This window comes from Pectobacterium punjabense (assembly GCF_012427845.1).
Classification (GTDB): Bacteria; Pseudomonadota; Gammaproteobacteria; order Enterobacterales; family Enterobacteriaceae; genus Pectobacterium; species Pectobacterium punjabense.
On sequence record NZ_CP038498.1, the window covers coordinates 867,280 to 890,066 of the forward strand.

Here is a 22,787-nt window from a genome sequence, read left to right on the forward strand (position 1 = left end):
CCAATGGAACACAAGAGGGCTGACTGTGAAGCGATCTGTCTTGTTGTTGGTGGGAGCCATGCTGGCACCCTATGGCTATAGTGCACAGGATAATGCCGTGTCGTTATCCGTTTCGGGCTTGAATACCGTGTTGGATAATGGCTTGCTGAAAGTCACATTCGGTGAGGATGGCAGCGCGGTGAGCATGGTGACGGGGGGTAAAAATATCGTTATCAACCTGTCCGGTGCGGCGCGTGACCCGAGCAAAACCCGTAGTGCTTACCTCGACTATTACGTTAAAGGCGTCAAAGATTTTGTCCCCGAGCGCGTAGAGGTGCTGCGCAACGATCGTGAGATGGCGCATGTGGCCTATATTGACGATCGCGGCGGGCTGCTAAAACTTGAATATCACCTGATTATGCGGCGCGGCGTTAGCGGGCTTTATAGCTATGTGGTGGCCGAAAATAGCGGAAGTCAGAATGTTAACGTCAGTGAACTGCGTAACGTTTATCGCTTCGATCCTGCGCGGTTAGACCACCTCTACAGCGGCGTTCGTCAGGGCAAACCGCTACTTTATAGCCAGCTTGAGGCCTCACCAAAGGTGCAGGATGAAACCTGGCGACTGCCGGATGGCAGTATCTATTCCAAATATGATTTCGCTGGCTACATGCGTGCAGCGCCTTTCTGGGGCGTTTTCGGTAACGGCGTAGGCGCATGGCTGATTCACGGCAATCGGGAGTATTTCTCCGGCGATGCGCTTAAGCAGGATTTGCTGGTGCATCAGGATGCGATCATTCTGAACTATATGACGGGTTCGCACTTTGGTACGCCGGATATGAAAGCTCCGCCGGGCTGGAAAAAATTCTACGGACCGTGGCTGCTCTACATTAACCAAGGCGATACCAGGCAGATGCTAGCGGATGCACAGCGTCAGGCGCTGACAGAAACGGTTAGTTGGCCGTACCAATGGGTGAACGATTCTCGCTATGCGCTCGAACGCACGCAGGTTAGCGGACGCGTTGCTAGCCAGCAGCCCGTCACCGTCGTGCTTTCATCATCATTGGATGAACCGTTTGATGTGCAGACCCGCGGTTATTCGTATCAGGCAACGACAGACTCACAGGGACATTTTGCTATTCCTCATGTCCGTCCGGGCAATTACCATCTAACCGTGTACGCCAATAGCGGTACTCAGCCAGGGGTATTGGCAGAGCAAACGCTGTCCGTTTCCGGTGATAAGCAAGCGTTGCCGGTGATAACGCTGCCGAACGCTGAACCGGTGGTTTGGGCGATTGGACAGGCAAATCGGCTGGCGAGCGAATTTCGCTTTGGTAACGAGGCGCGCAATACCCGCTGGCAGCATGAGGTTCCGGCAAATCTGACGTTCGATATTGGCCGCAGCGACTATCAGCGCGACTGGTATTACGCACAGACCAAACCGGGAAAATGGGATATCCGTTTTGCTCTGCGGCCGGAGAAGAAAACCTATTTCCTGAACATCGCACTGGCGGCAGCCAGCAACAGCGGCATGAGCGAACCGTCCACGCCGCAACTGGCGGTAATGGTAAACGGCACAACGCTGGAGACGCTGACTTACGACAATGACAAAGCCATCTATCGCGGTGCGCTACAGAGTGGTCGCTATCACATTGCCCGTATCCCAGTGTCATCCCGTTTCCTGAAAAATGGCAACAACACCATCACACTGCAATTAAAAGGCGGCAGCGTGATGTATGACGTAGTGACGTTAAGCGAGGAATAAACGCGGTTTCCATAACGTGAAGGGTCGTGGGCAGGGATAGCCCACGATAAAAAAGTGCAGGAGCAATTTTCAACAACGCGAAGCGTTGGCCCGGAGGGTCGTGGGCAGGGATAGCCCACGATAAAAAAGTGCAGGAGCAATTTTCAACAACGCGAAGCGTTGGCCCGGAGGGTCGTGGGCAGGGATAGCCCACGATAAAAAAGTGCAGGAGCAATTTTCAACAACGCGAAGCGTTGGCCCGGAGGGTCGTGGGCAGGGATAGCCCACGATAAAAAATTATTTTTGCTCACAGCGAAGCAGTTGCGCCATCTCTTCATCGGACAATTGTGTGACGCGCTGAACTAACTCCTGTTCCATCCCGCTTTGCAGCAACTGGCGGGCGATGTTTAGCGCGCTAGATTTCATCCCTTCTTGTAGTCCTTCTTGTAGCCCCGCCTGCATCCCCTGCTCAAATCCCCTTTGGTGTAATTGTTGTGCAATGGTCATTGTCTCCTCCTTATGCGTTGACAGGGGCTCAGCCACTGAATCAATGAACCTGTCTATGTCAGAGGTATTGCCCACTGTCGCGACGTACAGTAATAATGCGTGCCGCAGTGGCAAAGACAGGTTCCAGTGTTCAAATAATAGCCCGATGTCGTGTGCCAATTCCAGCATATCCCGTGTGCGAATATGTTTTTGCACAAGTTCCAGCAGTGCTGCACGACGGTGCGTTTTGATCTCTTCATCTGGAATAACGGTCAGGTCTATCAGCGGAAAGGCATGATGGTAAATCTGTGCTGCCAGTTCCGGATTGGTGAAATGATCCAACCACTGCATGCTATACGGGTAAGGACTCTGTTTGCCGTGATAGAACAGGAGCGGAATGACGACGGGTAACGACCGATGGCCTTGTGATAAATGCTGCTGCATCGCATCAAGGCAATAGCGTAATAACCGGAAGGGCATTAGGTTGTCGGGTCGGCTTTGATGCTCTATGACGCAATAGATATATCCAGAGCCTGAGCGAGTTTGTAGCGAGTACAGCATGTCTGACAGACGTGAGCGTAATGTGTTTTCGATAAACGATGCTGACTCCAACTGTAATGTACTGAAATCGCATTGCTGCTGAATAGCGGGTGGTAAGTGAGCGGCAAGAAAATCTCTGGCGATATCAATATCGCTCAAGAACTGCTTGAAAATGGCATCGTGAGGCTGCATCGCATCCTTCCCTGTGATGAGTATGCTGACACCATAGTGAATGGTTCAGAGAGGAAAAGTATGCAGGTTATTATTGGGAATCCGTCCCGCAAAAAATCGCAGGAGCGATTTTCAACAACGCAAAGCGTTGGCCCGAAGGGTCGTGGGCAGGGATAGCCCACGATAAAAAATCGCAGGAGCAATTTTCAACAACGCGAAGCGTTGGGTTTCTGAAAGGAACTGGCCCGCGAAATGCGGGCCAGAGAGGCTGGTATTAGTGGGAACTGCCTTTTGAAGCGCCGACGCCAGTTTGTGAACGGACAAACTGTGCATGGAAGCGAGCGCGTTCCTGCTGTCCGGCTTCGGAGCGATCGGTGATGGAGAAGAACCAGATACCGATAAACGCGACCAGCATGGAGAAGAGCGCTGGATAATCGTAAGGATAAATCGGCGTGGCGTGGCCGAGAATTTTCACCCAGATTGTCGGCCCCAATATCATCAGAATGACGGCCGTTAACAGACCCGCCCAACCGCCAATCATGGCACCGCGTGTCGTCAGCTTCGACCAATACATGGAAATGATAATGATCGGGAAGTTACAGCTGGCAGCGATAGAGAAGGCCAACCCAACCATGAAGGCGATATTCTGGTTCTCAAACAGGATACCGAGCGAAATTGCCACCACACCCAGCACCAGTACGGTGATTTTCGAGACTTTCAGCTCATCACGTTCTGTCGCTTTCCCTTTCTTAATCACGTTGGAATAAAGATCGTGAGAGACGGCAGACGCGCCTGCCAGCGTTAGCCCGGCGACGACGGCCAGAATGGTGGCAAAGGCCACGGCGGAGATAAAGCCGAGGAAGAAGTCGCCGCCGACCGCATCAGCCAGATGCACGGCCGCCATGTTATTCCCGCCAATAAGTGCACCCGTCGCGTCCTTAAACGCAGGGTTGGCACTAACCAACAGGATGGCACCGAAGCCGATGATGAAGGTCAGGAAGTAGAAATAGCCCATGAACCCTGTGGCGTAAAACACACTTTTCCGGGCTTCTTTGGCATCGCTGACGGTGAAGAAGCGCATCAAAATGTGCGGCAAGCCGGCGGTACCGAACATCAGACCTAATCCGAGAGAGAGCGCGGAAATTGGGTCAGAAACCAGTCCGCCGGGGCTCATGATCGAGGCACCTTTTGGGTGAACCGCCATTGCCTGCTTGAATAGTGCGTCAAAGCTGAATCCGACGGATTTCATGACCATGACGGCCATAAAAGTGGCACCGAATAGCAGTAGGACGGCTTTGATAATCTGTACCCATGTGGTGGCGAGCATGCCGCCAAACATCACGTACATCACCATCAAAATACCAACCAGTACCACGGCTACATGGTAGTTGAGACCGAACAACAGTTCGATAAGTTTCCCCGCACCGACCATCTGTGCGATGAGGTACAGGGCCACGACCACCAGCGAGCCGCAGGCCGAGAGGCTACGGATTGGGCGCTGCTGCAAGCGATAGGAGGCGACGTCAGCAAAGGTATAACGGCCGAGGTTGCGCAGCCGCTCTGCGATCAGAAACAGGATAATTGGCCAACCGACTAAAAAGCCAAGTGAGTAGATCAGGCCGTCGTAGCCGGAGGTATAGACCAGTGCAGAAATCCCGAGGAAGGAGGCAGCGGACATGTAGTCGCCCGCAATCGCCAGCCCGTTCTGGAAACCGGTAATGTTGCCGCCAGCCGTATAATAATCGCTACGTGAACGGGTTTTCTTCGATGCCCAGTAGGTGATATACAACGTACCGCCGACGAACAGCAGAAACATCACGATGGCCTGAATATTCAACGGTTGACGCTGTACATCTCCCGTGAGTGCATCCGCCGCCCACGCAAGCACCGGCAGCGTCAATAGCCCGAACAGCATCATAAAGCGTATTTTCATTGCTTTACCTCATCCAGTAACTGTTTGGTCAGACGATCAAATTCACCGTTAGCGCGATACACATAGACGCCTGTCAGAATGAAGGAAATCGCAATCAATCCCACACCAATCGGAATGCCGCGGGTAATGCTGGAACCAGGGCTGATCGGTGTTCCTAACCAGCCGGGCGCAAAGGCAATGAGCAGAATAAAGCCGACATAAAGCACCAGCATGATCAGCGAGAGAAAAGCAGCGAAACGCTGCCGCTTATTAACCAGTTCTCTGAATAAGGGGTTACTTTCAATCCGTTGATAAATGGCATCATTCATCGTAAGTCTCCAGTAATCTGTAGGGTTGGGTCTTACCGCGAGTCACCGCCTGATTTAGCGCCAGCCACATCCCCGCAAGCCACGTCATGGCTTACGGGAATGGAGAGAGCGGTGGGTCAGGTAGTTATTGAGAGGCGGTACTCATGGCATGCTTTTCTTCGAGCAGTTTTTCGACGACGCCAGGATCGGCCAGCGTTGAGGTATCCCCCAGATTGCTGGTGTCACCGGCGGCGATCTTACGCAAAATACGGCGCATGATTTTGCCGGATCGCGTTTTGGGTAAGGAATCTGTCCAATGTAGAATGTCCGGCGTGGCAATGGGACCGATTTCCTTACGCACCCAGTTGCGCACTTCCGTATACAGCTCGCTGGACGGCTCTTCGCCGTGGTTCAGTGTGATATAGGCGTAAATGGCCTGACCTTTCATATGGTGCGGGATACCTACCACGGCAGCTTCTGCAATCTTGGGGTGGGCAACGAGCGCAGATTCGATTTCCGCCGTCCCCAGACGGTGCCCGGAAACATTCAGCACGTCGTCAACGCGACCCGTGATCCAGTAATAACCATCCTCGTCACGACGTGCGCCGTCTCCGCTGAAGTACATGCCTTTAAAGGTGGAAAAGTAGGTTTGCTCAAAGCGGTCGTGATCGCCAAATAGGGTTCGTGCCTGACCCGGCCAGGAATCCACAATGACCAGATTGCCTTCAGCGGTGCCTGCCTGCGGGTTGCCGAGGTTGTCGACGAGCGCAGGCTGGACACCAAAGAACGGACGTGTCGCGGAGCCCGCTTTTGCCTCGATCGCGCCGGGGAGCGGGGTGATCATGAAGCCGCCCGTTTCCGTCTGCCACCAGGTATCGACGATAGGGCATTTTCCATTGCCAATTTTGTTGAAATACCACTCCCAGGCTTCCGGGTTGATGGGCTCACCGACAGAACCCATGATCCTGAGCGATTCACGCGATGTACCCTCGATCGCTTTATCACCTTCGGCCATGAGTGCGCGGATTGCGGTCGGCGCGGTGTAGAGGATGTTGACCTGATGTTTATCGACCACTTGTGCCATACGGCTGGCATCTGGCCAGGTTGGCACGCCTTCAAACATCAGCGTAATCGCACCGCATGCCAGCGGGCCATAAAGCAGGTAGCTATGCCCCGTGACCCAACCGACATCCGCCGTACACCAGTAGATGTCGCCATGATGGTAGTCGAAGACATACTTGAAGGTCAGCGCGGCATAAACCAGATAGCCGCCAGTGGTGTGCAGTACGCCTTTGGGTTTACCGGTCGACCCTGATGTATAAAGGATAAAGAGGGGATCTTCCGCATTCATCTCTTCTGGTGGGCAATGGTCGTCTGCTTTTTCAACCAGGTCGTGCCACCACAGATCGCGCCCATCTTTCCATTCACCGCCCTTTCCCGTACGACGGAAAACGATAACGCTGGAAATGGTGGTGACGTTCGGATTCTTCAACGCTTCATCAATATTCTTCTTCAGCGGAATCACCCGTCCGGCACGTACGCCTTCATCAGCGGTAATGACCAGTTTGGCGTTGGAATCGATGATACGCCCGGAAATCGCTTCGGGAGAGAAGCCCCCGAAGATCACCGAGTGAATCGCGCCGATTCTTGCACAGGCCAGCATGGCTACTGCTGCTTCCGGCACCATCGGCATATAAATGGCAACGACATCGCCTTTCTTGACGCCTTGTGACTTCAGCACATTGGCGAAGCGGCACACAGACTGGTGCAGCTCTCGATAGGTGACTTTCTTACTTTCTGTTGCGTCATCGCCTTCCCAGATAATGGCGGTTTGATCGCCACGTTCTGCCAGATGACGGTCTAGGCAGTTTGCTGCCACATTAAGCGTCCCGTCTTCAAACCAGCGGATACGGATGTGGCCAGGGTCGAATGAGGTGTTCTTAATCGTTTCATAGGGTTTGATCCAATCGACGATCTTTCCCTGTTCACCCCAAAAGGTGACGGGATCGTCAACGGACAGCCGATACATATTTTCGTATTGCTGGGCATTTATCAGTGCATTTTCCGCAATTGTAGCGGGAATGGCGTGTTTATTATGTTGTGTCATAGCGCTTCTCCTTAAACATGTTAATGCTATGTCAAATAATGGTTAATTGTAGTTAACCCGTTATCTTTGTTTCTTTTTTGCGCGATTGATCACGCAATGCAGGAAAAGCAATGAAGCGTTACTTAAAAGATAGTCTTTTGGTTCAGGAAACAGGCTGCTTTTTTTGGGTAGCCAAAACGCGATAAGTGATGTATGTCACAATATGAAAGTCAGTAGAATTATCTATGCTGTTATAATGTCATTAACGATCAATTCATTGTTTTCAATAGATTATGTCTATCGTTATCAAGTTTTTGATCGCCCTTTACGATCAAAGGGTATAAAGATCCCGCTTATTCAGCCGATAGTAAAAATCCTGTTCAGAGTATATTTCTACGTGAGCCAGCTATTTAGCGCACTCAAGTGTGTTTCATATGTTGATATTTTGTTCTATTTGTTAATTATATGTAGGCTATTAATGAAATAGATTTATCTGATTATCAACGGGCAGATAAGTATGAATAATCTACACTCTAGGTGGTTGCATAGCACAGATGCTGGCTTTCTTAAAAAGAGTAAAGATGCCGCTCAGCAAGTTGCTGACAACAAAGAAAAGTGAAATGTTATTTTTGTGTCTTATTCAGAAATATCCGGTTTCCAAAAATAAATAACATAGATATACCCAACATCACTGACGTCGAGTAAGGCGGCAGATGTTTGAGCCTTGGTAGCCTAAGAACATGTAAAGGGTTCTGGTTAGTGATTTCACCTTCTTCATCAGGTGATTTCCTGGGGTAGGGAAGAACACTATTAATCCGGAAACCTTTTGTATTCCGGTAGGTTGATTGCTTATCAATGGTGCACTGTGAGGGCATGGTGCGCTGTGAGATATCTTTTTACATAGCATGATGCAGAGGAAACAATGAGTCTGATATTTGGCCGGAATGAGATTTTAGGCATGCTTTCTCAACCAGTTCAGAATGATCGGCGTGCTGTGGCAGTGATTGACGAGAAATGTAAAGTCGTCTGCGCAAATTCTGCCTTCAACGCCCATTTTGGATTACGTGCTGAAATGAATACGCCCGTCTCAATTGATGATGTGCTACCTATCAATGTGAAGTTTGCCTATCACGACTTTATGACGAATGCGAACGTGTTGAGTACACGCGTGGTGTCGGATCTGTTGTCTGATGGCTTTACGAAAAAGCAGCTCAGTACGCTGTCTTTTTCTAAGCTGAACGTTGAAAACCGGGTACTTTCTTTGCTAATCCTGAACCAAGAGACGGTTGAGCCTTCAACAAATTTGGCTTCATAAGTTTGAAGAATCGTAGACTATCTGACCGGAAGCGTAGACTCGCGCATTTTCCAGTGCAAGATAATGGCAAAAGAAAAATTATTGTTATTAACAACGCCATTATTGCTAGCATAGGTGCGTTTTATCAATAGCAAACGATTGCCTTAGATTGTTTACCACATTCGTTTACGGACAGTAGAACGATAAAGCAGTACCCATTTTCCTTTAATGGAGAATAAACACCGACTTCATTAGCCACAGGGATGTGAAAAACAAGTTAAAATAAAGAGTTAACTATTTTATTGTATATAATATGCCTCTTTAAAATAAGCAGCGAAACGTTTCGATTTTATCCTATTCTTCTCTTCTCTATTCCCTTTTGCTTGTGTTTGCTCACGAATTATTCCTTTAAGCATCGCTGTTTATTAAATACGAGTAATAAGCTCTGAAAAATTTCTTTATTTTTAGCCTGTTGAATCCGAATTCGCGGTAAGTGAAATAAGTAGACCCTCGTCTAATTATTGATGTCATTAAGCCAATATGGCCTTTCCGACCATGCAGTACATGTTGATAAGAATGATGCTATTTTTTTACTGGTTCTGGCATGGTTTACCAATATTGACAACAGGTTTCCCGTAATGGTTGTGTTTTATTCACAATGCATCATTTCAATTATTTTTCGATTTTTAGTTCCCCTTTTTACGCTCTCAACTGGCATAGCTTCTGAAAACAAGCGTTTCTTATGCGATAGGGGATAAATAATGGTCAAATTTCGTACCCACCTGTTGGCGCGTACTTTACGTGCCGGGGTACTTGGGGCATCGTTTGCCTCAGTGCTGCCAGTGGCAGTGGTCTATGCTGCATCTGTCCAACCATACGCGGTGTCATCAGGTCCGCTTAATCAGGTACTCAATCAATTCGCACAACAGGCTGGTGTATTACTTTCTTACGACCCTGCATTAGTAGCAGGTAAACGTGGTGCGGGATTGCAGGGAAACTACAGCGTTGAGCAAGGTTTCCAGCAGATTCTTGGCAGCAGTGGCTTAAATGCACAGTTCAGTGCCGATGGCAGCGTGACGCTAGTACAGCGTACGGCGAGTGAACCAGTGCCAGTTTCAGCGCCTGTTGCTGCTAAAAACGATCGGATCGTTGTCACTGCACCACCGAATACCGCGATGAAGCTGGATGTACCTATTTCAGAGACGCCGCGTGCGGTTGCGGTTGTGACAGATAAACAGATCGAAGAGCGCGGAGCACAAAAAATCGATCAGGCGCTACGTTACAGCAGCGGGATTCTGGCTACGCCATATGGGCCGGATAATAAAGCCGAATGGGTGACTATTCGTGGATTTAGCGATCAATCCCGGTTCCAAAATGGCCTGGCTACGCTGAATGAAGATGGGTTCTATGGGCAGCAGATTGAGCCATTTGGCGTCGAGCGTATCGAAGTGCTGAAAGGCCCCGCCTCTGTTCTGTACGGGCAAAACCCACCGGGTGGCCTGGTTAACGTCATTACTAAACGACCAACGCGTTTGCCGCAGGGAAAAGTGGAGCTGGAATATGGCTCTAACGACTATCGCCATCTTGCCGTCGACAGTGCAGGTCCGTTGAATGATGATGGTTCGGTGCTGTACCGTGTTGTCGCGCTGGCACGTGATACCTCAGGAGAGATGGATTTCTCGAAGAGCAAACGTTTCTATTTAGCGCCAAGCGTTACGTTCCTTGGAGAAAATACGGAACTGACGGTGTTAGCCAGCTACATGGATACGAAGTCAGACACGACCAACGGTTTTAAGCTGCCGTACGGTACATTACATGGCACGCCGTTTGGCAAAGTTGGCTATAAAACGTCGCTGGGCGAGCCGGGTATGAACCGCCACGATACCCGACAGTTCAACTTAGGCTATGAGTTTACGCATCATCTGAACGACACCTGGACGTTCCACCAGAACCTGAACTATGCCTATCTGAATTTGGATCTGCGTAATGCTTATGCAATAAGTATGGTAGATGAACGCCGTGCCGACCGTGGGCTGACCTACCGCGACGGCTTTGCGCAAAACTGGGCTACCGATAACCGTCTCGTTGGCTAATGGCAGTGGGAAAATATTGAAAACACGCTGCTACTCGGGTTCGACTATCGTCGAGCCAATACACAAAGTCACGATGCTGATTTATCACCTTATAATTCAGCACAGTATCGGTTCATTAACGACCCGATTGATATTTTCAATCCAGTCTATGGCAACTATATGCTGCGTGACGATCAACTCTCTTACCATCGCTCCGACCGCCATCAGAATGGTTACTATATCCAGAATCAGATCAAATATGATGAACGGTTGATCTTCTTGCTGGGAGGGCGTTACGACCAGTCAAAATCACGCACGCAAAATGAAATTATGGGGATTGATTCCCGGACGGATGATTCCAAATTTACGAAGTCTGCGGGAGTGATGTATCTGTTTGATAATGGAGTTTCTCCTTATATCAGCTATGCGGAATCTTTCCTGCCTATCGCCGATTACGATGCATCAGGACGGCAATATAAACCGACGATGGGCAAGCAAACTGAGGTGGGCGTTAAGTACACCCCGAGTGGGTTTAACGGCTATGCTTCAGCTGCCGTTTTCAATCTGAATCAGGTCAATATCCTGACGACAGATATCAATAACCCTATTCGCCGGGTGCAAGCGGGTGAAGCACGCTCTCGTGGTGTTGAGTTAGAACTGAGTGGCGAGGTGTATTCCGGTCTTTCAGTGACAGCCAACTACACGTACAACAAAGTTGAGACAACGCAGTCTGGCACCGTGGAGGAAGTGGGAAAACGTCTGGCAGGTTTGCCGTTACATAGCGCTTCTGCATGGGCAATCTACGCTTTCTCTGGCCCACTTGAAGGGCTGACGGTAGGGAGCGGCGTACGTTACGTTGGGAGTTCATTCGGTGATAAAATTGAAAGTCGGAACTTGAAAGTCCCAGCTTATACGTTATGGGATGCGATGATCGCCTATGATTTCAGTAAAGACTGGCGATTGCAGGTTAATGCCACCAACCTGACAAACCGTGAGTATGTCAGTGCGTGCGATTTTTGGTGCTACTACGGCGAAGGCCGTAACGTTAGCGCGAATGTCAGCTATCGCTGGTAATCTTCCGCTTCGAATAGGACTGAAAGAAGCCTTCGGGCTTCTTTCTTTTTTGCATTACAGGCCATGCAACCCCTCCGTTTTACTGTAATCGGTACGATCGGCGTGAATAGTCGTTGACTTTGCTGTTAATGATAATGAAAATCATTTCATTGCTGTCACATTGAGCGAATACCGTGAAGAGTCCCACTGCTGTCTGCCCGAATCAGCCTGAAACTTTAAGCGTTCAGCAAATTTATCATGACCACCATGCTTGGTTGCAGGCATGGTTGCGTCGGCGTTTGGGGTGTTCACAGCAGGCTGCGGATTTGGCACAGGATACGTTTCTACGTTTGATCTACCAGCATCAGACCGATCGCATCCGCGAACCGCGCGCCTGGCTGACGACCGTGGCTCATGGGTTGATGGTGAATCACTGGCGACGTAAAGATATCGAGCATGCCTATCTTCAGGTGCTGGCAGAGCAGGAATTTACCTTTTCGCCCTCATTGGAACAGCAGGCTATGGTGGTTGATGCGTTGCTGGCTATAGAACAGATGCTATCGACGTTACCGGGTAAAGTACGTCAGGCATTTTTGCTGGTGCATCTTGACGGTTTGACCTATCGGCAGGTGGCTGAACAATTAGCCGTTTCCGAGCGGATGGTGAAAAAATATATGGCACAGGCAATGCTGAATTGTCTATTGTGTCAGGACTTATGATTTCTTCTATCACTTCCTCTATCCCGAAAGACGTTCTTTATGCTGCCGCAGAGTGGTATGCCACGCTGTATGACGAAGACTGTTCTGAATACGATCGTCAGACATGGCAGCGTTGGTTACATCAAGATGACTCCCATCGTCTTGCCTGGCTGCAGGTTGAACAGATTCATGCCCGTTTCCATGCGGTAGACAGTCAATTAGCCTCCTCGGTGCTGAGTAAGCGCGGCGAAGAACGTCGGCGTATGCTCAAGTTGTTGGTGATTGCTAGTCTCACCGGTGGCGTAGGCTTTAGTCTGCCGTGGGAAAGCTATGCTGCGGATTACCGTACCGGTACGGGAGAAACCCGTGAACTTAGCATCGAAAAGGGCATGACCCTCTGGCTCAATACGGATTCGTCATTGAATCAACAGGGTAACCCCGCGTTGTCTCAGCCGCTGACGTTTCAATTGATCAAAGGTGAGCTGATGCTGGATAACCAAACGGCCCATGCAGTCAGGTTGACCACGCCACATGGCGATCTCGCTGCTGCGGCGCACGCCTGCCAATTGGCACTACGCTATACGTCCGCCCACAGCGTGCTCTCTGTTTTTCGCGGTGAGGTTTTGCTACAAACGGCAGTGCCTGCCGCGCAGCGCGTAGTCGCTGGGCAGCAGGTTATTTTTACCCGTGACAGGTGCAGCGAACCTGCACCCGTTGAGAGTTTCCGCCAGAGCTGGCGCAAAGGGCAACTGGTGGCGGACAGCATGCCGCTAGGGCAGTTCATCAATGAAATTTCCCGTTATCACAATGGGTATTTTCATGTTGATTCTGCTGTTGTGAATCTACGAATTTCGGGCGTTTTTCCACTACAAGAGACCGAGCGCTTGCTTGATGCACTGACACGGACGTTACCCGTGAAGGTGACAAGGCGTTTTTCCTGGTGGATTGATATCCGCCCGAGCTAAAACACTGCTGGCATTTCGCTGATAAAACACCAAAAATACGCCTCGTTTGTTATCTGGTTGGTTATCACTCGCAGAGTAGACACAAATCTAGCGCATATATATCAATCTGTTGATGCTGAAAAAGGCGTAGCATACTCCACAAAGGGTATTCTCGGCGTTGCCTCTTCATACAGGATGTCATCATGCAGTTACTGAACCTGAAACAAGCTCGCCTGCTGAGCTTTTTCTTTATCATGGGTGGCCTGTTTATATTGCTGCCTTTACGCTTGCTGGCCTGTTTCATTGCTGGCTTTTTGGTGTATGAAATTGTCAATTTGCTGACCCCCTATTTTCAACGGGTCATCAGCGGCAAACGCGCCCGTTGGATTGTAGTCGCAGTAATCAGCACGCTGGTAGTCAGCCTGCTGAGCTTATTGTTTGGCAGTCTGGTCGGGTTGTTGATGCAGGAAATGAAGGATACCGCGGCGTTCAACGTGCGTATTGGCTATATCCTTAATGATATCCAGCAGCAGATTGTTCACTACTTACCGGGATATTTGCCGGTCAGTATTGAAGAGCTTCAGCATGAGTTGCTGCAATGGGTTCAGGCACACATTGTGATGTTGCAGAACATGGGGAAAAGCTTCCTGCATGGGTTTGTGACGATGCTCATCGGTATGGTGCTTGGCGCGATTGTCTCGCTTTATAACGTCGATCAGGATACGGAAAAGCCACTGCTAAAAGCGGAGTTGCTGCGCCGTGTTTCACTGCTGTCGGCATCGTTTCGCAACATTGTTTTCGCTCAGGTAAAAATTTCTGCGGTTAACACGGTACTGTCCGCCATTTTTATTCTTGGCGCTCTGCCGCTGTGCGGTATTCATCTGCCGTTTGCCAAAACGCTGGTGGTGCTCACCTTTGTTTTTGGCCTGCTACCGGTTATCGGTAACCTGATCTCTAATTCGATCGTTTTTCTTTCTGGTTTATCCCTTTCGTTGCCGATAGCGTTGGTTGCGCTGGTGTATTTAATGCTGATTCACAAGCTTGAGTATTTCCTGAATGCACAAATAGTCGGGACGAGGATCAAGGCACACGCGTGGGAAATCCTACTGGCGATGCTGGTGTTTGAAGCGGCATTTGGTCTGTCCGGTGTGATTGCCGCGCCGATATACTACGCCTACCTGAAAAGTGAGTTGAAAGAAGCGTCACTGATTTAATCCTGCACTCTGGCTGGTGATTGACGCGATCGCCTGCCATATCTTGCTTGCTCTGCGAGTCAAAAAGCCAAAATAAATCAGCCCAATACGAGATTGGGCTGATGGTTTTCAATAAACGTCTGTATAAATGATTGGCTTCGATTAATGTTGCGCCGTTGCAACCTGAGGTTTCGTCTCTTCTGACTGAACACCTAACGGGTTGTTGCCCCAGCACTTCTCATATTCCCAACCTGTCAGCTCTTCTGCGACTGCACGAGCATGAGCGGGTACATCGGCAATGGCGCCACCCGCTTTGATACGTGCAATTTCTTCCAGCAGAATGGCGTGGTTCTTACGATCCAGTTTCATCTGCGTCGTGTAGTAAATCGCAACCAGCGCAAGAGCGATAACGCCCAGTGAGAACACGCCAACAATCGCCTGTACGGCAGATTCCGGCTGTACTGACTGCCCGGAGACAAACCCAAATTGGCTCAGCGTCCAACCCATCGCGAAGACAATGACGGAACGCACCATTTTGCCAGCAAACGTCATTGCACCTGCGTAAATGCCTTCACGGCGACGTCCAGTCAGGACTTCATCCACATCGGCCAGGAAGGTATAAACCGTCCAGGGAATGTAGTAGATACCACCAGTGCTCAGACCAAATACAGCGGTAATCGCAAACAGAACGAAGATGGTCATGTCTTCTGACCAGTTTGTGAAATAGAGCGCGGCATAGGCCAATACGCTGACAATCACCACCATCAGTGCCAGACGGAACGGTCGTGCGAAGCCCATTTTCACGCAAATACCGATGAAGGCTGCGGTAGAAATAAGCTGCATGACGGAGCTGAAACTGTTGAGGTGTGACACCAGCGCCGTGTTTTGTTTCAGACCAAAGACGATGAAGTAGGTAAACGCGGAAGCGAAAAGCCATTCCGCGCCGAAGCCAAACAGGTACATCCCCAGATGCTTGCGGAAAATACGCAGGCGGAAGGTAGAGACCATATCCACGCTCAGCTTTTTCATGGCTTGCCACAGGCTGGACGTGCTTTCACGTACGATTTCGTTTACCGGACGCTCCCAGGATGTCATATACAGCGCGATCATTGCCGCACACATGATGGCACCATAGACCAGTCCGGTGTAGAAGAATGGCGTTGCAGAATCTTTACCGTAGATGGCAATAAACTGCCCTGGAATGAACGCTGCCAGGAAGTTGGCGATTTTACCGAAAATGGCTTTAGAACCTGTCAGCTTAGAGCGCAGTTTAAAGTCGGAAGTCATCTCGGTAGCCAGCGTTTCATACGGCACCATGATCGAGGTATAAATCAGCTCGAACAGCACGTATGTCGCCAGATAGTACCAGAAGCCAAAACCCTCAACCCACAGCATGGGGTAAACCAGTACCAGCGGTGCACCTAGCAAAATAAAGAAGCGTCGGCGGCCAAACAGGCGACCAATACGGGTGTTGTAGAAGTTATCGCTGATGTATCCCATGATAGGGTTACTGATAGCATCAATGATGCTGGCGACAGAAAAAATAGCAGCAGCCTGAACCAATGTTAACCCACAAAATGTGGTGTAAAAGTACATCAGCCATGCGCCGCTGATAGCGAGCGCGCCACTGCCAAGCAGGTTTGCGCTGCCGTAGCAGAAGGTGTGTTTAAAAGAGATTGGTTTATTCATGATCAGCCTAATTACAAATATGAAACAATATTTCAGTTCGATTGAACTATCATTTCTTTATAATTTGCTCTATTGAAAAGAAAGTAAACTGACGATCACGCTTTTGAGTGCTTTTAATGGCGATCTGTCAGGTTGATCATGAAATTAGATATTTTAATTTGCTTTTTATTGTTTTTTGATTTTCTTTTTATGTTCTTAATTTACAAAATGTGTAGATTTATTACAGTGAAGTGATCGGCATGCAAGCGGGGTGACGAGGCAATAGTGAGCGCTGCCCCACAAATCGATAGCGTGGTGTGCAATAACGCATTGACCTCATAGAGGAAATGTCGTCATCATCCCGAGCAGTGTGCTTTATCGTATTCCCTCATCAGGAGCCGTAACGTGAGTCATTTGCTGGTCTATGCCATTATTTATGTGATTTTTATTGCTGTGGTTGGGTTGTTTGCTTTTCAGGCTTGGTTACCGGCGTCCGCGCCGCGTGGGTTGAGAGATCGCGCAGGTATTGTGGTCGGGGTATTACGCTGCGTCACGTTGTTTCTTGTGGTTTCTGCGTTGCAAATACTGTTCCCCAATTCGCTGCTGGATAAGCTTGTCTGGTTGGTTGCCGCAGCGATGTTGGTGATTGCGGTGATCGGTGGGGGAATGAGCTGGTCAGCGCTGCCGTGGCTGGATGAAACAAAAGGTAAAAGCCGCACTCTGGCGTTGGGTGTCCAGAGTGCGTTGTACCTTGGCCTGCTTGGGTTTATTGTTATTTAATGTCTTGTACCAGTGCAGCCACGGTGTTTTGGGCACCGTGATCGCGCAGCTTCAAATAAGCCTGTGCGATGGCGTTAAATACATCGTGGTTTGCTGGCAGATCCTCGCCGAAAATAGAGCGAATATTGAGAAACGCACTGACCCGCTCGGCACTATCTGAGGTTTCCGCAACGATGTGTCCGAGCTTGTCAGCTAGCGGATCGCGAATTTCGATTGGGTTACCTGCATCATCTTTTCCGCTGACATAGCGCATCCAGCCTGCGATCCCCAGGGCTAGAGCGCGATAGTCTCCGCCATTGCGCACATGCCAACGCAAGGATTCCAACATACGTTGAGGCAGCTTCTGTGAACCGTCCATCGCGATCTGCCAGGTTCGATGCTTGAGTGCCGGATTGGAAAAGCGGGTAAGTAGTTGAACGGCGTAGTCTTTCAGATCGATATCTACCACGCTGAGCGTCGGTGCCTGCTCTAGCAACATCAGGTGGGACACGGCTCGGCGATAGTTCTCATCATTCATACAATCGCTGACGTGATCATACCCGGCGAGATAGCCAAGATAGGCTAAAAATGAGTGGCTGCCGTTCAACATGCGCAGCTTCATTTCCTCAAACGGCAGGACATCATGCACCAGTTGTACGCCCGCCTTTTCCCACTCTGGACGTCCGGCAGTGAAGCGATCTTCAATTACCCATTGAATAAAGGGCTCACAGGCTATCGCGCAGGGATCGGCGACGCCAAGGTGATCGGCAATTTCCTGCAACGCTTCAGGCGTCGCAGCAGGGACAATGCGATCCACCATTGTGTTGGGGAAGGAAACATTAGCGTTGATCCAATCGATCAGGTTTTGATCGTTGATCCCCGCGGATTCCAGCACGGCGGCTTTGGCCGTTTTGCCATTCTCTGGCACGTTATCACAGGAGAGTACGGTGAACGGTGCAATCCCACGTTCGTGGCGCAAGCGCAACGCTTCCGCCAGTAACCCCGGTACGGAGGCGGGATGGCGTGGATCGGCAAGATCCTGCTGAATCAGTTTATTGGTACGATCCAGCTTGCCGCTCGCACCGTCCATGCAATAGCCTTTTTCGGTAATCGTCAGGGAAACGATGGCCGTTTCTGGCGCCGCGAGTTTCTCAATAATGGCGTCAATGCCTTCTATTTTGGCATGTAACGATTCGCATACGGCACCGACGACAATGGGTTGATTGCCCGTTGCGGCTTTTTCCAGCACGGTAAACAGATGATCCTGCTGACGAAGTGCGTTGATCATGGTGTCGTCGCTGAATAGCACAACTTCACAAATCCCCCAGTCACCTCCCACCCTATTCAGTACGCGATCGGTGAGCAGCGCCTGATGAGCGCGATGAAAAGCGCCAAAACCGATATGGACGATACGCGGCTTCAGCGCCTGGCGATCGTAGTGGGGGAATTGAACGGTACCGGGTAGTTCGCAGGTGGCGATATTTTTTATTTTATCAGTCATTTATTGCGCTTTTGGGTGGGGAGATCCATGAGGTTAAAAGTAGCTGTGATTTGCCGGCGGTGCAATACGCTACGCGCAGATAGGTTACGGCGCGCACGTTTTTTTCTCTGCGCAAATTTGAGTACTTTTTTAGATTCTGTTCAGCGGCAGCGTGCGGTTTTGTGAGGGGGCTCCAGCGTAATAATGTAACGCTGAAATTTAGTCTTGTTTTTACTAACTTATCTCCATTTCTTCTACATCATCAAGTGCTTTTCCCGATTGTAGTCTGCTATTTTGTCTCAATATTTTCCTCACTCCAACGATCAACAACAAGGTCTGTAAGATGAAACTTGAATCCCTTGCGCTCCATCATGGTTATGAGTCTGAAGCGACAACGAAGTCCGCTGCTGTGCCGATTTATCAAACGACCTCTTACACCTTTGACGACACGCAGCACGGTGCCGATCTGTTTGATCTAAAGGTGGCAGGCAATATCTATAGCCGCATCATGAACCCGACGAACGCGGTGCTGGAGCAGCGCTTGGCGGCGATCGAAGGGGGAATTGGTGCGCTGGTGCTTTCATCCGGCATGGCGGCAATTACCTATTCGCTTCAGGCTCTCACGCAGGTTGGTGACAATATCGTCAGCACCAGCCAGCTGTATGGCGGCACCTATAACCTGTTTGCTCACACATTGCCGCGTCAGGGGGTTGAAGTACGGATGGCCTCTTTCGATGACTTTACAACGTTAGAATCGCTGATTGATGAGCGCACTCGCGCTGTTTTTTGCGAATCTATCGGGAATCCTGCGGGAAATATTGTAGACATTGCCAAAATTGCGGAGATTGCGCACCGCCACGGCGTCCCGGTGATTGTCGATAACACAGTGGCGACTCCTGTGCTGTGCCGGCCTTTTGAGCACGGTGCAGATATCGTTGTCCACTCGCTGACCAAATATATTGGCGGTCATGGCACCACGATCGGCGGTGCGATTATCGATTCTGGCAAGTTTGACTGGGTCGCGAATAAAGCGCGTTTCCCGTTATTAAATGAACCCGATCCTTCTTACCACGGAGTGGTGTACACCGATGCTTTCGGTCCGGCAGCCTATATTGGGCGTTGCCGCGTGGTGCCTTTGCGCAACACGGGGGCGGCGCTTTCTCCTCACAGCACGTTTCTGTTGTTGCAGGGATTGGAAACCCTCAGCCTGCGCATCGAACGCCATTGCAGCAATGCGGAGGCGCTGGCTGGCTATCTGAATCAGCATCCGCTGGTGACGTGGGTGAACTATGGCGCGTTGCCGGATAGCCCATACAAAGCGAACTGCGACAAAATTACCTCAGGTAAGGCATCTGGGATTATCAGCTTTGGTATTAAAGGCGGGAAAGCGTCGGGTGGTCATTTTATTGATGCACTGAAGATGATCTTACGACTGGTTAATATTGGTGATGCCAAATCGCTTGCGTGTCATCCTGCAAGTACGACACATCGGCAACTGAATGCGGAAGAGCTGGCGAAAGCGGGAGTGAGTGAAGATTTGGTTAGAATTTCAGTGGGTATCGAGCACATTGACGACATCATCGCTGATGTGGCGCAGGCGCTGGAAGCCTCGCAGAAAAATTAAACCGTCTGGCGTTTGAGAAACGCGTTGGAAACCTGAGTCGGTTTCCAACGCGTTATGACGATTACGAACGGCTGGCGTTGGCCTCTGCCGTCGTCGCTTGTGACTCAACTGGCGCGGTATTTTGGTCCGCATTAAGGCTATCTTGCGGCTGTGCTTCTGGAGTGATTGGCGCAGCAACAGATTCAACCGGAATGGCAGGCGTGGCTTGTTCGATCAGACCATTGATTTTGGTCGGCATACCAGAACGTCTCTGAATTGCCTGATCCACTTCACTGGTGTTCACGCTGGCATCAGCCAGAACTTTGCTCACTTTTGGCGTCATGCTGATCGGTGCTGGAGAATCAGAATGGAATTCTTCTACCGTACGGGACAGCGGATTGTGAACTTCGACATAACGTGAACCATCTGGCTCAACGGTGGCTTTCACTGGTTCATTGATGAACTGAACACGTGTACCGACCGGAACAGTGTTGAATAGATATTTAATATCATCAGCACGCAGACGCACACAGCCGTGGCTTACGCGTAAGCCAATACCGAAATTGGCGTTGGTGCCGTGGATGGCGTACAGGTTACCGATGTACAGTGCATACAGTCCCATTGGGTTATCTGGGCCTGCTGGGAATACTTTTTGCAGCGTTTCACCGCGTGCCGCATATTCTGCGTGCATTTTGGCGGTTGGCGTCCAGGTTGGACCTGCTTTCTTGCGCTGAACGGAGGTTGTCCAGTTAATCGGCGTATCTTTACCCAATTCGCCAATACCGATAGGCAGTACGACCACGGTCTTGGAGCCTTTCGGGTAGTAATACAGACGCATTTCTGCGCTGTTGATGACAATGCCTTCACGCGGTGCATCTGGCAGAATTAACTGATGAGGGATCACCATTTTACTGCCGGGAACGGGCAGGTAGACGTCCGCATCTGGGTTGGCTTCCATCATGTTGCTTAGTCCCATTTGGAACTGTGCGGCAAAATGCTCCAACGGCTGCGTGCTATCTTCCGGTATGGTGATTTCGATATTCTCGCCTACCAGTCGGCTATTAGCCGCGGGCAGGGGATAAACAACGGCAAAAGCGGCCTGGCTGAATGCGGCAGCTGCAAAAACTAAAGTAAAGATCGCGCGAATACTCATTTTCATTTCTTTATTTGAGTGATAAATGCGCCTCCGAATAGGGAGGCCGGGCTGCTTGGGTCGATAAAGACCGGATGCGCATTATATGTGCAGAATGGTCTTCTAGGGAAACAACATGTGCAACTAATCACACTTTTTGATGCGCCAATGAGATAGCTGGCTTATCCAGTCTATCGCTGACTCAGTTTTCCCCTTCCAGCATGGGTTTTTGAAAGCGTCGATTAGCGAGTACCGGAAGAACCTGACGGGCGTGCGCCAGCCGTTCTGACTGAATATCGGCATAGACGAGCGCGGGTGTTTCCGGTGCCTGAACCACGACAACGCCTAAAGGATCGACGACCATACTGTTGCCGATATTTTTGACGCCGCATTCGCCAACGGCGACGAGATAGGTCGTGTTTTCCAGTGCTCTTGCACGTACCAGTAGCTCCCAATGCGCTTCTTTTAGCGGCCCCTTAATCCAGGCAGAAGGGAGAACAAGTACATCTGCGCCGTCCAGTACCAGGCGACGTGCAAGCTCAGGGAAGCGAATGTCATAGCAGGTCATCAGCCCGACGTTTAACCCAGCGATGGTTAATAACGGCGGGATGGCTTCGCCTGCCAGAACGTTTTCCGACTCTTGTACGGAAAATGCATCGTACAGATGCAGCTTTCGATATTGAGCAATAATCTCACCGTTACGCAGCGCCAGCAGCGTGTTCCAGACTTTTCCTTCGCCATTTGGGATATGCACGCACAGCATGGTTGTCATGTCACTGCCTTTGCTGGCCTCCAGCAGATGCGACACAAACGGGCCATCGAGCGGTTGAGCGGCGGTGAGCACCATATTCGGGTTAGTGATATCGCGAGCCAGCACACCTTCAGGCAGCACCAGCAGATCGGCACTGTTTTGCTGTGCTGCTGACATAAATTCAGCAATGGTCGTGGCGTTTTGTTGCCACTCACGGTCAACGGCGAATTGTCCCAGCGCGACTTTCATTCTTGCTCCTTCGTTGCCTGATTAATCACGCTTGGCTGGCATCATGCGCAGCAGCGTGTTGTCTTTCATAATATAGTGGTGGAACAGGGCGGCTGCGGTATGCAGTGCAATGAGCCAGTATCCTAGCGGTGCCAGCGTTTCATGCCAGCCAATCAGCGTTTCGGCCAGTTCGAAATTCGGCGTGCTTGATGTTGGCATACCGATACCAAAAAGCATCCAGTCCCGGCCGTTGTAGTAACGCGAGGCTACGCCCAGTATCGGCAGCGTGATAAACAGTAGATAAATGATAGCGTGGGTGAGTGAACCCAGCGCACTCTGCAAACGGGACGGTGGTGGTGTAATCGCGGGTGAAGTGTGTCGATGGCGTAAGAACAGACGAGCCAGCATAAGAACCAGTATGGCTACGCCACAGCTAAAATGCGTCACGATCATCACGGTGCGCAGCAGTGAACCCCGTTCAGCAAATCCGCGTAATTCTATTGTGGCATAGGTAACAACGAGCAATATAAAAACCAGCCAGTGCAGTGCAATCTGCGATGGTGCGAACTTTCCTTTCATGTTTCATCCTCTGCAACGTTGAGATCGATTTAACACCGTAACGAGCGAATAATCCCATAAAGTATAAGGTAACGCGCCTCTTGTCAGCCCTTCTTTACCCAGCCTGACAA

General features: G+C 50.3%; 18 protein-coding genes. 9 read left to right on the forward strand and 9 right to left on the reverse strand.

The window, feature by feature from the left end; all coding sequences use genetic code 11:
* The first annotated feature begins 25 nt into the window (after window positions 1-25).
* Window positions 26-1,741: a polysaccharide lyase family protein gene (locus tag E2566_RS03875; RefSeq protein ID WP_205942446.1), complete on the forward strand. Its 1,716-nt coding sequence runs from the start codon at window positions 26-28 to the stop codon at window positions 1,739-1,741.
* Between the two features lie 276 nt (window positions 1,742-2,017).
* Here E2566_RS03875 and E2566_RS03880 read toward each other — a convergent pair whose 3' ends face one another.
* The 4 genes from E2566_RS03880 to acs form a co-directional block, all read right to left on the reverse strand.
* Window positions 2,018-2,938, reverse strand: coding sequence for an Rpn family recombination-promoting nuclease/putative transposase (locus tag E2566_RS03880; RefSeq protein ID WP_107170385.1), 921 nt, complete (start codon window positions 2,936-2,938; stop codon window positions 2,018-2,020).
* A 253-nt stretch (window positions 2,939-3,191) separates the two neighbouring features.
* Window positions 3,192-4,850, reverse strand: coding sequence for a cation/acetate symporter ActP (actP, locus tag E2566_RS03885; RefSeq protein ID WP_107170384.1), 1,659 nt, complete (start codon window positions 4,848-4,850; stop codon window positions 3,192-3,194).
* On the reverse strand, window positions 4,847-5,158 hold the full coding sequence (locus tag E2566_RS03890; RefSeq protein WP_107170383.1) for a DUF485 domain-containing protein: 312 nt from the start codon (window positions 5,156-5,158) through the stop codon (window positions 4,847-4,849). Before E2566_RS03890 ends, actP begins: the two co-directional genes overlap by 4 nt.
* Window positions 5,159-5,282: 124 nt before the next feature.
* Window positions 5,283-7,244: an acetate--CoA ligase gene (gene acs / locus E2566_RS03895; protein WP_107170382.1), complete on the reverse strand. Its 1,962-nt coding sequence runs from the start codon at window positions 7,242-7,244 to the stop codon at window positions 5,283-5,285.
* Between the two features lie 901 nt (window positions 7,245-8,145).
* Between acs and E2566_RS03900 the strand changes: the two genes are divergently transcribed.
* The 6 genes from E2566_RS03900 (at window position 8,146) to E2566_RS03920 (ending at window position 14,498) form a co-directional block, all read left to right on the forward strand.
* Window positions 8,146-8,538, forward strand: coding sequence for a transcriptional regulator (locus E2566_RS03900; protein WP_107170381.1), 393 nt, complete (start codon window positions 8,146-8,148; stop codon window positions 8,536-8,538).
* Between the two features lie 740 nt (window positions 8,539-9,278).
* On the forward strand, window positions 9,279-10,610 hold the full coding sequence (locus E2566_RS21765; RefSeq protein ID WP_240618655.1) for a TonB-dependent siderophore receptor: 1,332 nt from the start codon (window positions 9,279-9,281) through the stop codon (window positions 10,608-10,610).
* Window positions 10,611-10,637: 27 nt separating this feature from the next.
* The gene (locus E2566_RS21770) at window positions 10,638-11,663 is read left to right on the forward strand and encodes a TonB-dependent siderophore receptor (protein WP_244861214.1); all 1,026 of its coding nucleotides are present in this window, start codon (window positions 10,638-10,640) and stop codon (window positions 11,661-11,663) included.
* A gap of 173 nt (window positions 11,664-11,836) precedes the next feature.
* On the forward strand, window positions 11,837-12,361 hold the full coding sequence (locus E2566_RS03910) for a sigma-70 family RNA polymerase sigma factor (RefSeq protein WP_107170380.1): 525 nt from the start codon (window positions 11,837-11,839) through the stop codon (window positions 12,359-12,361).
* Complete coding sequence (locus tag E2566_RS03915; RefSeq protein WP_107170379.1) at window positions 12,358-13,305, forward strand: FecR domain-containing protein; 948 nt, start codon at window positions 12,358-12,360, stop codon at window positions 13,303-13,305. Before E2566_RS03910 ends, E2566_RS03915 begins: the two co-directional genes overlap by 4 nt.
* Window positions 13,306-13,487: 182 nt before the next feature.
* A complete protein-coding gene (locus tag E2566_RS03920; RefSeq protein ID WP_107170378.1) occupies window positions 13,488-14,498 on the forward strand; it encodes an AI-2E family transporter in 1,011 nt (336 codons plus the stop codon).
* 141 nt (window positions 14,499-14,639) lie between these two features.
* Here E2566_RS03920 and E2566_RS03925 read toward each other — a convergent pair whose 3' ends face one another.
* Complete coding sequence (locus E2566_RS03925) at window positions 14,640-16,166, reverse strand: MFS transporter (protein WP_107170377.1); 1,527 nt, start codon at window positions 16,164-16,166, stop codon at window positions 14,640-14,642.
* Between the two features lie 384 nt (window positions 16,167-16,550).
* Here E2566_RS03925 and E2566_RS03930 point away from each other — a divergent pair, with 384 nt between their 5' ends.
* On the forward strand, window positions 16,551-16,925 hold the full coding sequence (locus E2566_RS03930; protein ID WP_107170376.1) for a hypothetical protein: 375 nt from the start codon (window positions 16,551-16,553) through the stop codon (window positions 16,923-16,925).
* Here the strand turns inward: E2566_RS03930 and E2566_RS03935 are convergent.
* Complete coding sequence (locus tag E2566_RS03935) at window positions 16,918-18,405, reverse strand: mannitol dehydrogenase family protein (protein WP_107170375.1); 1,488 nt, start codon at window positions 18,403-18,405, stop codon at window positions 16,918-16,920. The two genes, E2566_RS03930 and E2566_RS03935, sit on opposite strands and share 8 nt — an antisense overlap.
* Before the next feature lie 322 nt (window positions 18,406-18,727).
* On the opposite strand from E2566_RS03935, the gene E2566_RS03940 reads away from it, so the two are divergent.
* A complete protein-coding gene (locus tag E2566_RS03940; protein WP_107170374.1) occupies window positions 18,728-20,008 on the forward strand; it encodes an O-acetylhomoserine aminocarboxypropyltransferase/cysteine synthase family protein in 1,281 nt (426 codons plus the stop codon).
* 61 nt (window positions 20,009-20,069) lie between these two features.
* Here the strand turns inward: E2566_RS03940 and E2566_RS03945 are convergent, their stop codons facing one another.
* The 3 genes from E2566_RS03945 to cybB form a co-directional block, all read right to left on the reverse strand.
* Window positions 20,070-21,140 (reverse strand): L,D-transpeptidase family protein, encoded by a 1,071-nt coding sequence (locus tag E2566_RS03945; RefSeq protein WP_107170373.1) that lies wholly within the window; start codon window positions 21,138-21,140, stop codon window positions 20,070-20,072.
* Between the two features lie 181 nt (window positions 21,141-21,321).
* Window positions 21,322-22,119 (reverse strand): deaminated glutathione amidase, encoded by a 798-nt coding sequence (locus E2566_RS03950; protein WP_107170372.1) that lies wholly within the window; start codon window positions 22,117-22,119, stop codon window positions 21,322-21,324.
* A 21-nt stretch (window positions 22,120-22,140) separates the two neighbouring features.
* Entirely contained in the window at window positions 22,141-22,677 is a 537-nt protein-coding gene (gene cybB, locus E2566_RS03955) for a cytochrome b561 (RefSeq protein ID WP_107170371.1), read from the reverse strand.
* Window positions 22,678-22,787: the final 110 nt, after the last annotated feature.

What these genes read in the sequence shown, in the direction of transcription:
- E2566_RS03880 (WP_107170385.1), bottom strand. Translation starts at nt 2,938, where the DNA reads ATGCAGCCTCACGATGCCATTTTCAAGCAGTTCTTGAGCGATATTGAT.
- actP (WP_107170384.1), bottom strand. Translation starts at nt 4,850, where the DNA reads ATGAAAATACGCTTTATGATGCTGTTCGGGCTATTGACGCTGCCGGTG.
- E2566_RS03890 (WP_107170383.1), bottom strand. Translation starts at nt 5,158, where the DNA reads ATGAATGATGCCATTTATCAACGGATTGAAAGTAACCCCTTATTCAGA.
- acs (WP_107170382.1), bottom strand. Translation starts at nt 7,244, where the DNA reads ATGACACAACATAATAAACACGCCATTCCCGCTACAATTGCGGAAAAT.
- E2566_RS03900 (WP_107170381.1), top strand. Translation starts at nt 8,146, where the DNA reads ATGAGTCTGATATTTGGCCGGAATGAGATTTTAGGCATGCTTTCTCAA.
- E2566_RS21765 (WP_240618655.1), top strand. Translation starts at nt 9,279, where the DNA reads ATGGTCAAATTTCGTACCCACCTGTTGGCGCGTACTTTACGTGCCGGG.
- E2566_RS03915 (WP_107170379.1), top strand. Translation starts at nt 12,358, where the DNA reads ATGATTTCTTCTATCACTTCCTCTATCCCGAAAGACGTTCTTTATGCT.
- E2566_RS03920 (WP_107170378.1), top strand. Translation starts at nt 13,488, where the DNA reads ATGCAGTTACTGAACCTGAAACAAGCTCGCCTGCTGAGCTTTTTCTTT.
- E2566_RS03925 (WP_107170377.1), bottom strand. Translation starts at nt 16,166, where the DNA reads ATGAATAAACCAATCTCTTTTAAACACACCTTCTGCTACGGCAGCGCA.
- E2566_RS03935 (WP_107170375.1), bottom strand. Translation starts at nt 18,405, where the DNA reads ATGACTGATAAAATAAAAAATATCGCCACCTGCGAACTACCCGGTACC.
- E2566_RS03940 (WP_107170374.1), top strand. Translation starts at nt 18,728, where the DNA reads ATGAAACTTGAATCCCTTGCGCTCCATCATGGTTATGAGTCTGAAGCG.
- E2566_RS03945 (WP_107170373.1), bottom strand. Translation starts at nt 21,140, where the DNA reads ATGAGTATTCGCGCGATCTTTACTTTAGTTTTTGCAGCTGCCGCATTC.
- E2566_RS03950 (WP_107170372.1), bottom strand. Translation starts at nt 22,119, where the DNA reads ATGAAAGTCGCGCTGGGACAATTCGCCGTTGACCGTGAGTGGCAACAA.
- cybB (WP_107170371.1), bottom strand. Translation starts at nt 22,677, where the DNA reads ATGAAAGGAAAGTTCGCACCATCGCAGATTGCACTGCACTGGCTGGTT.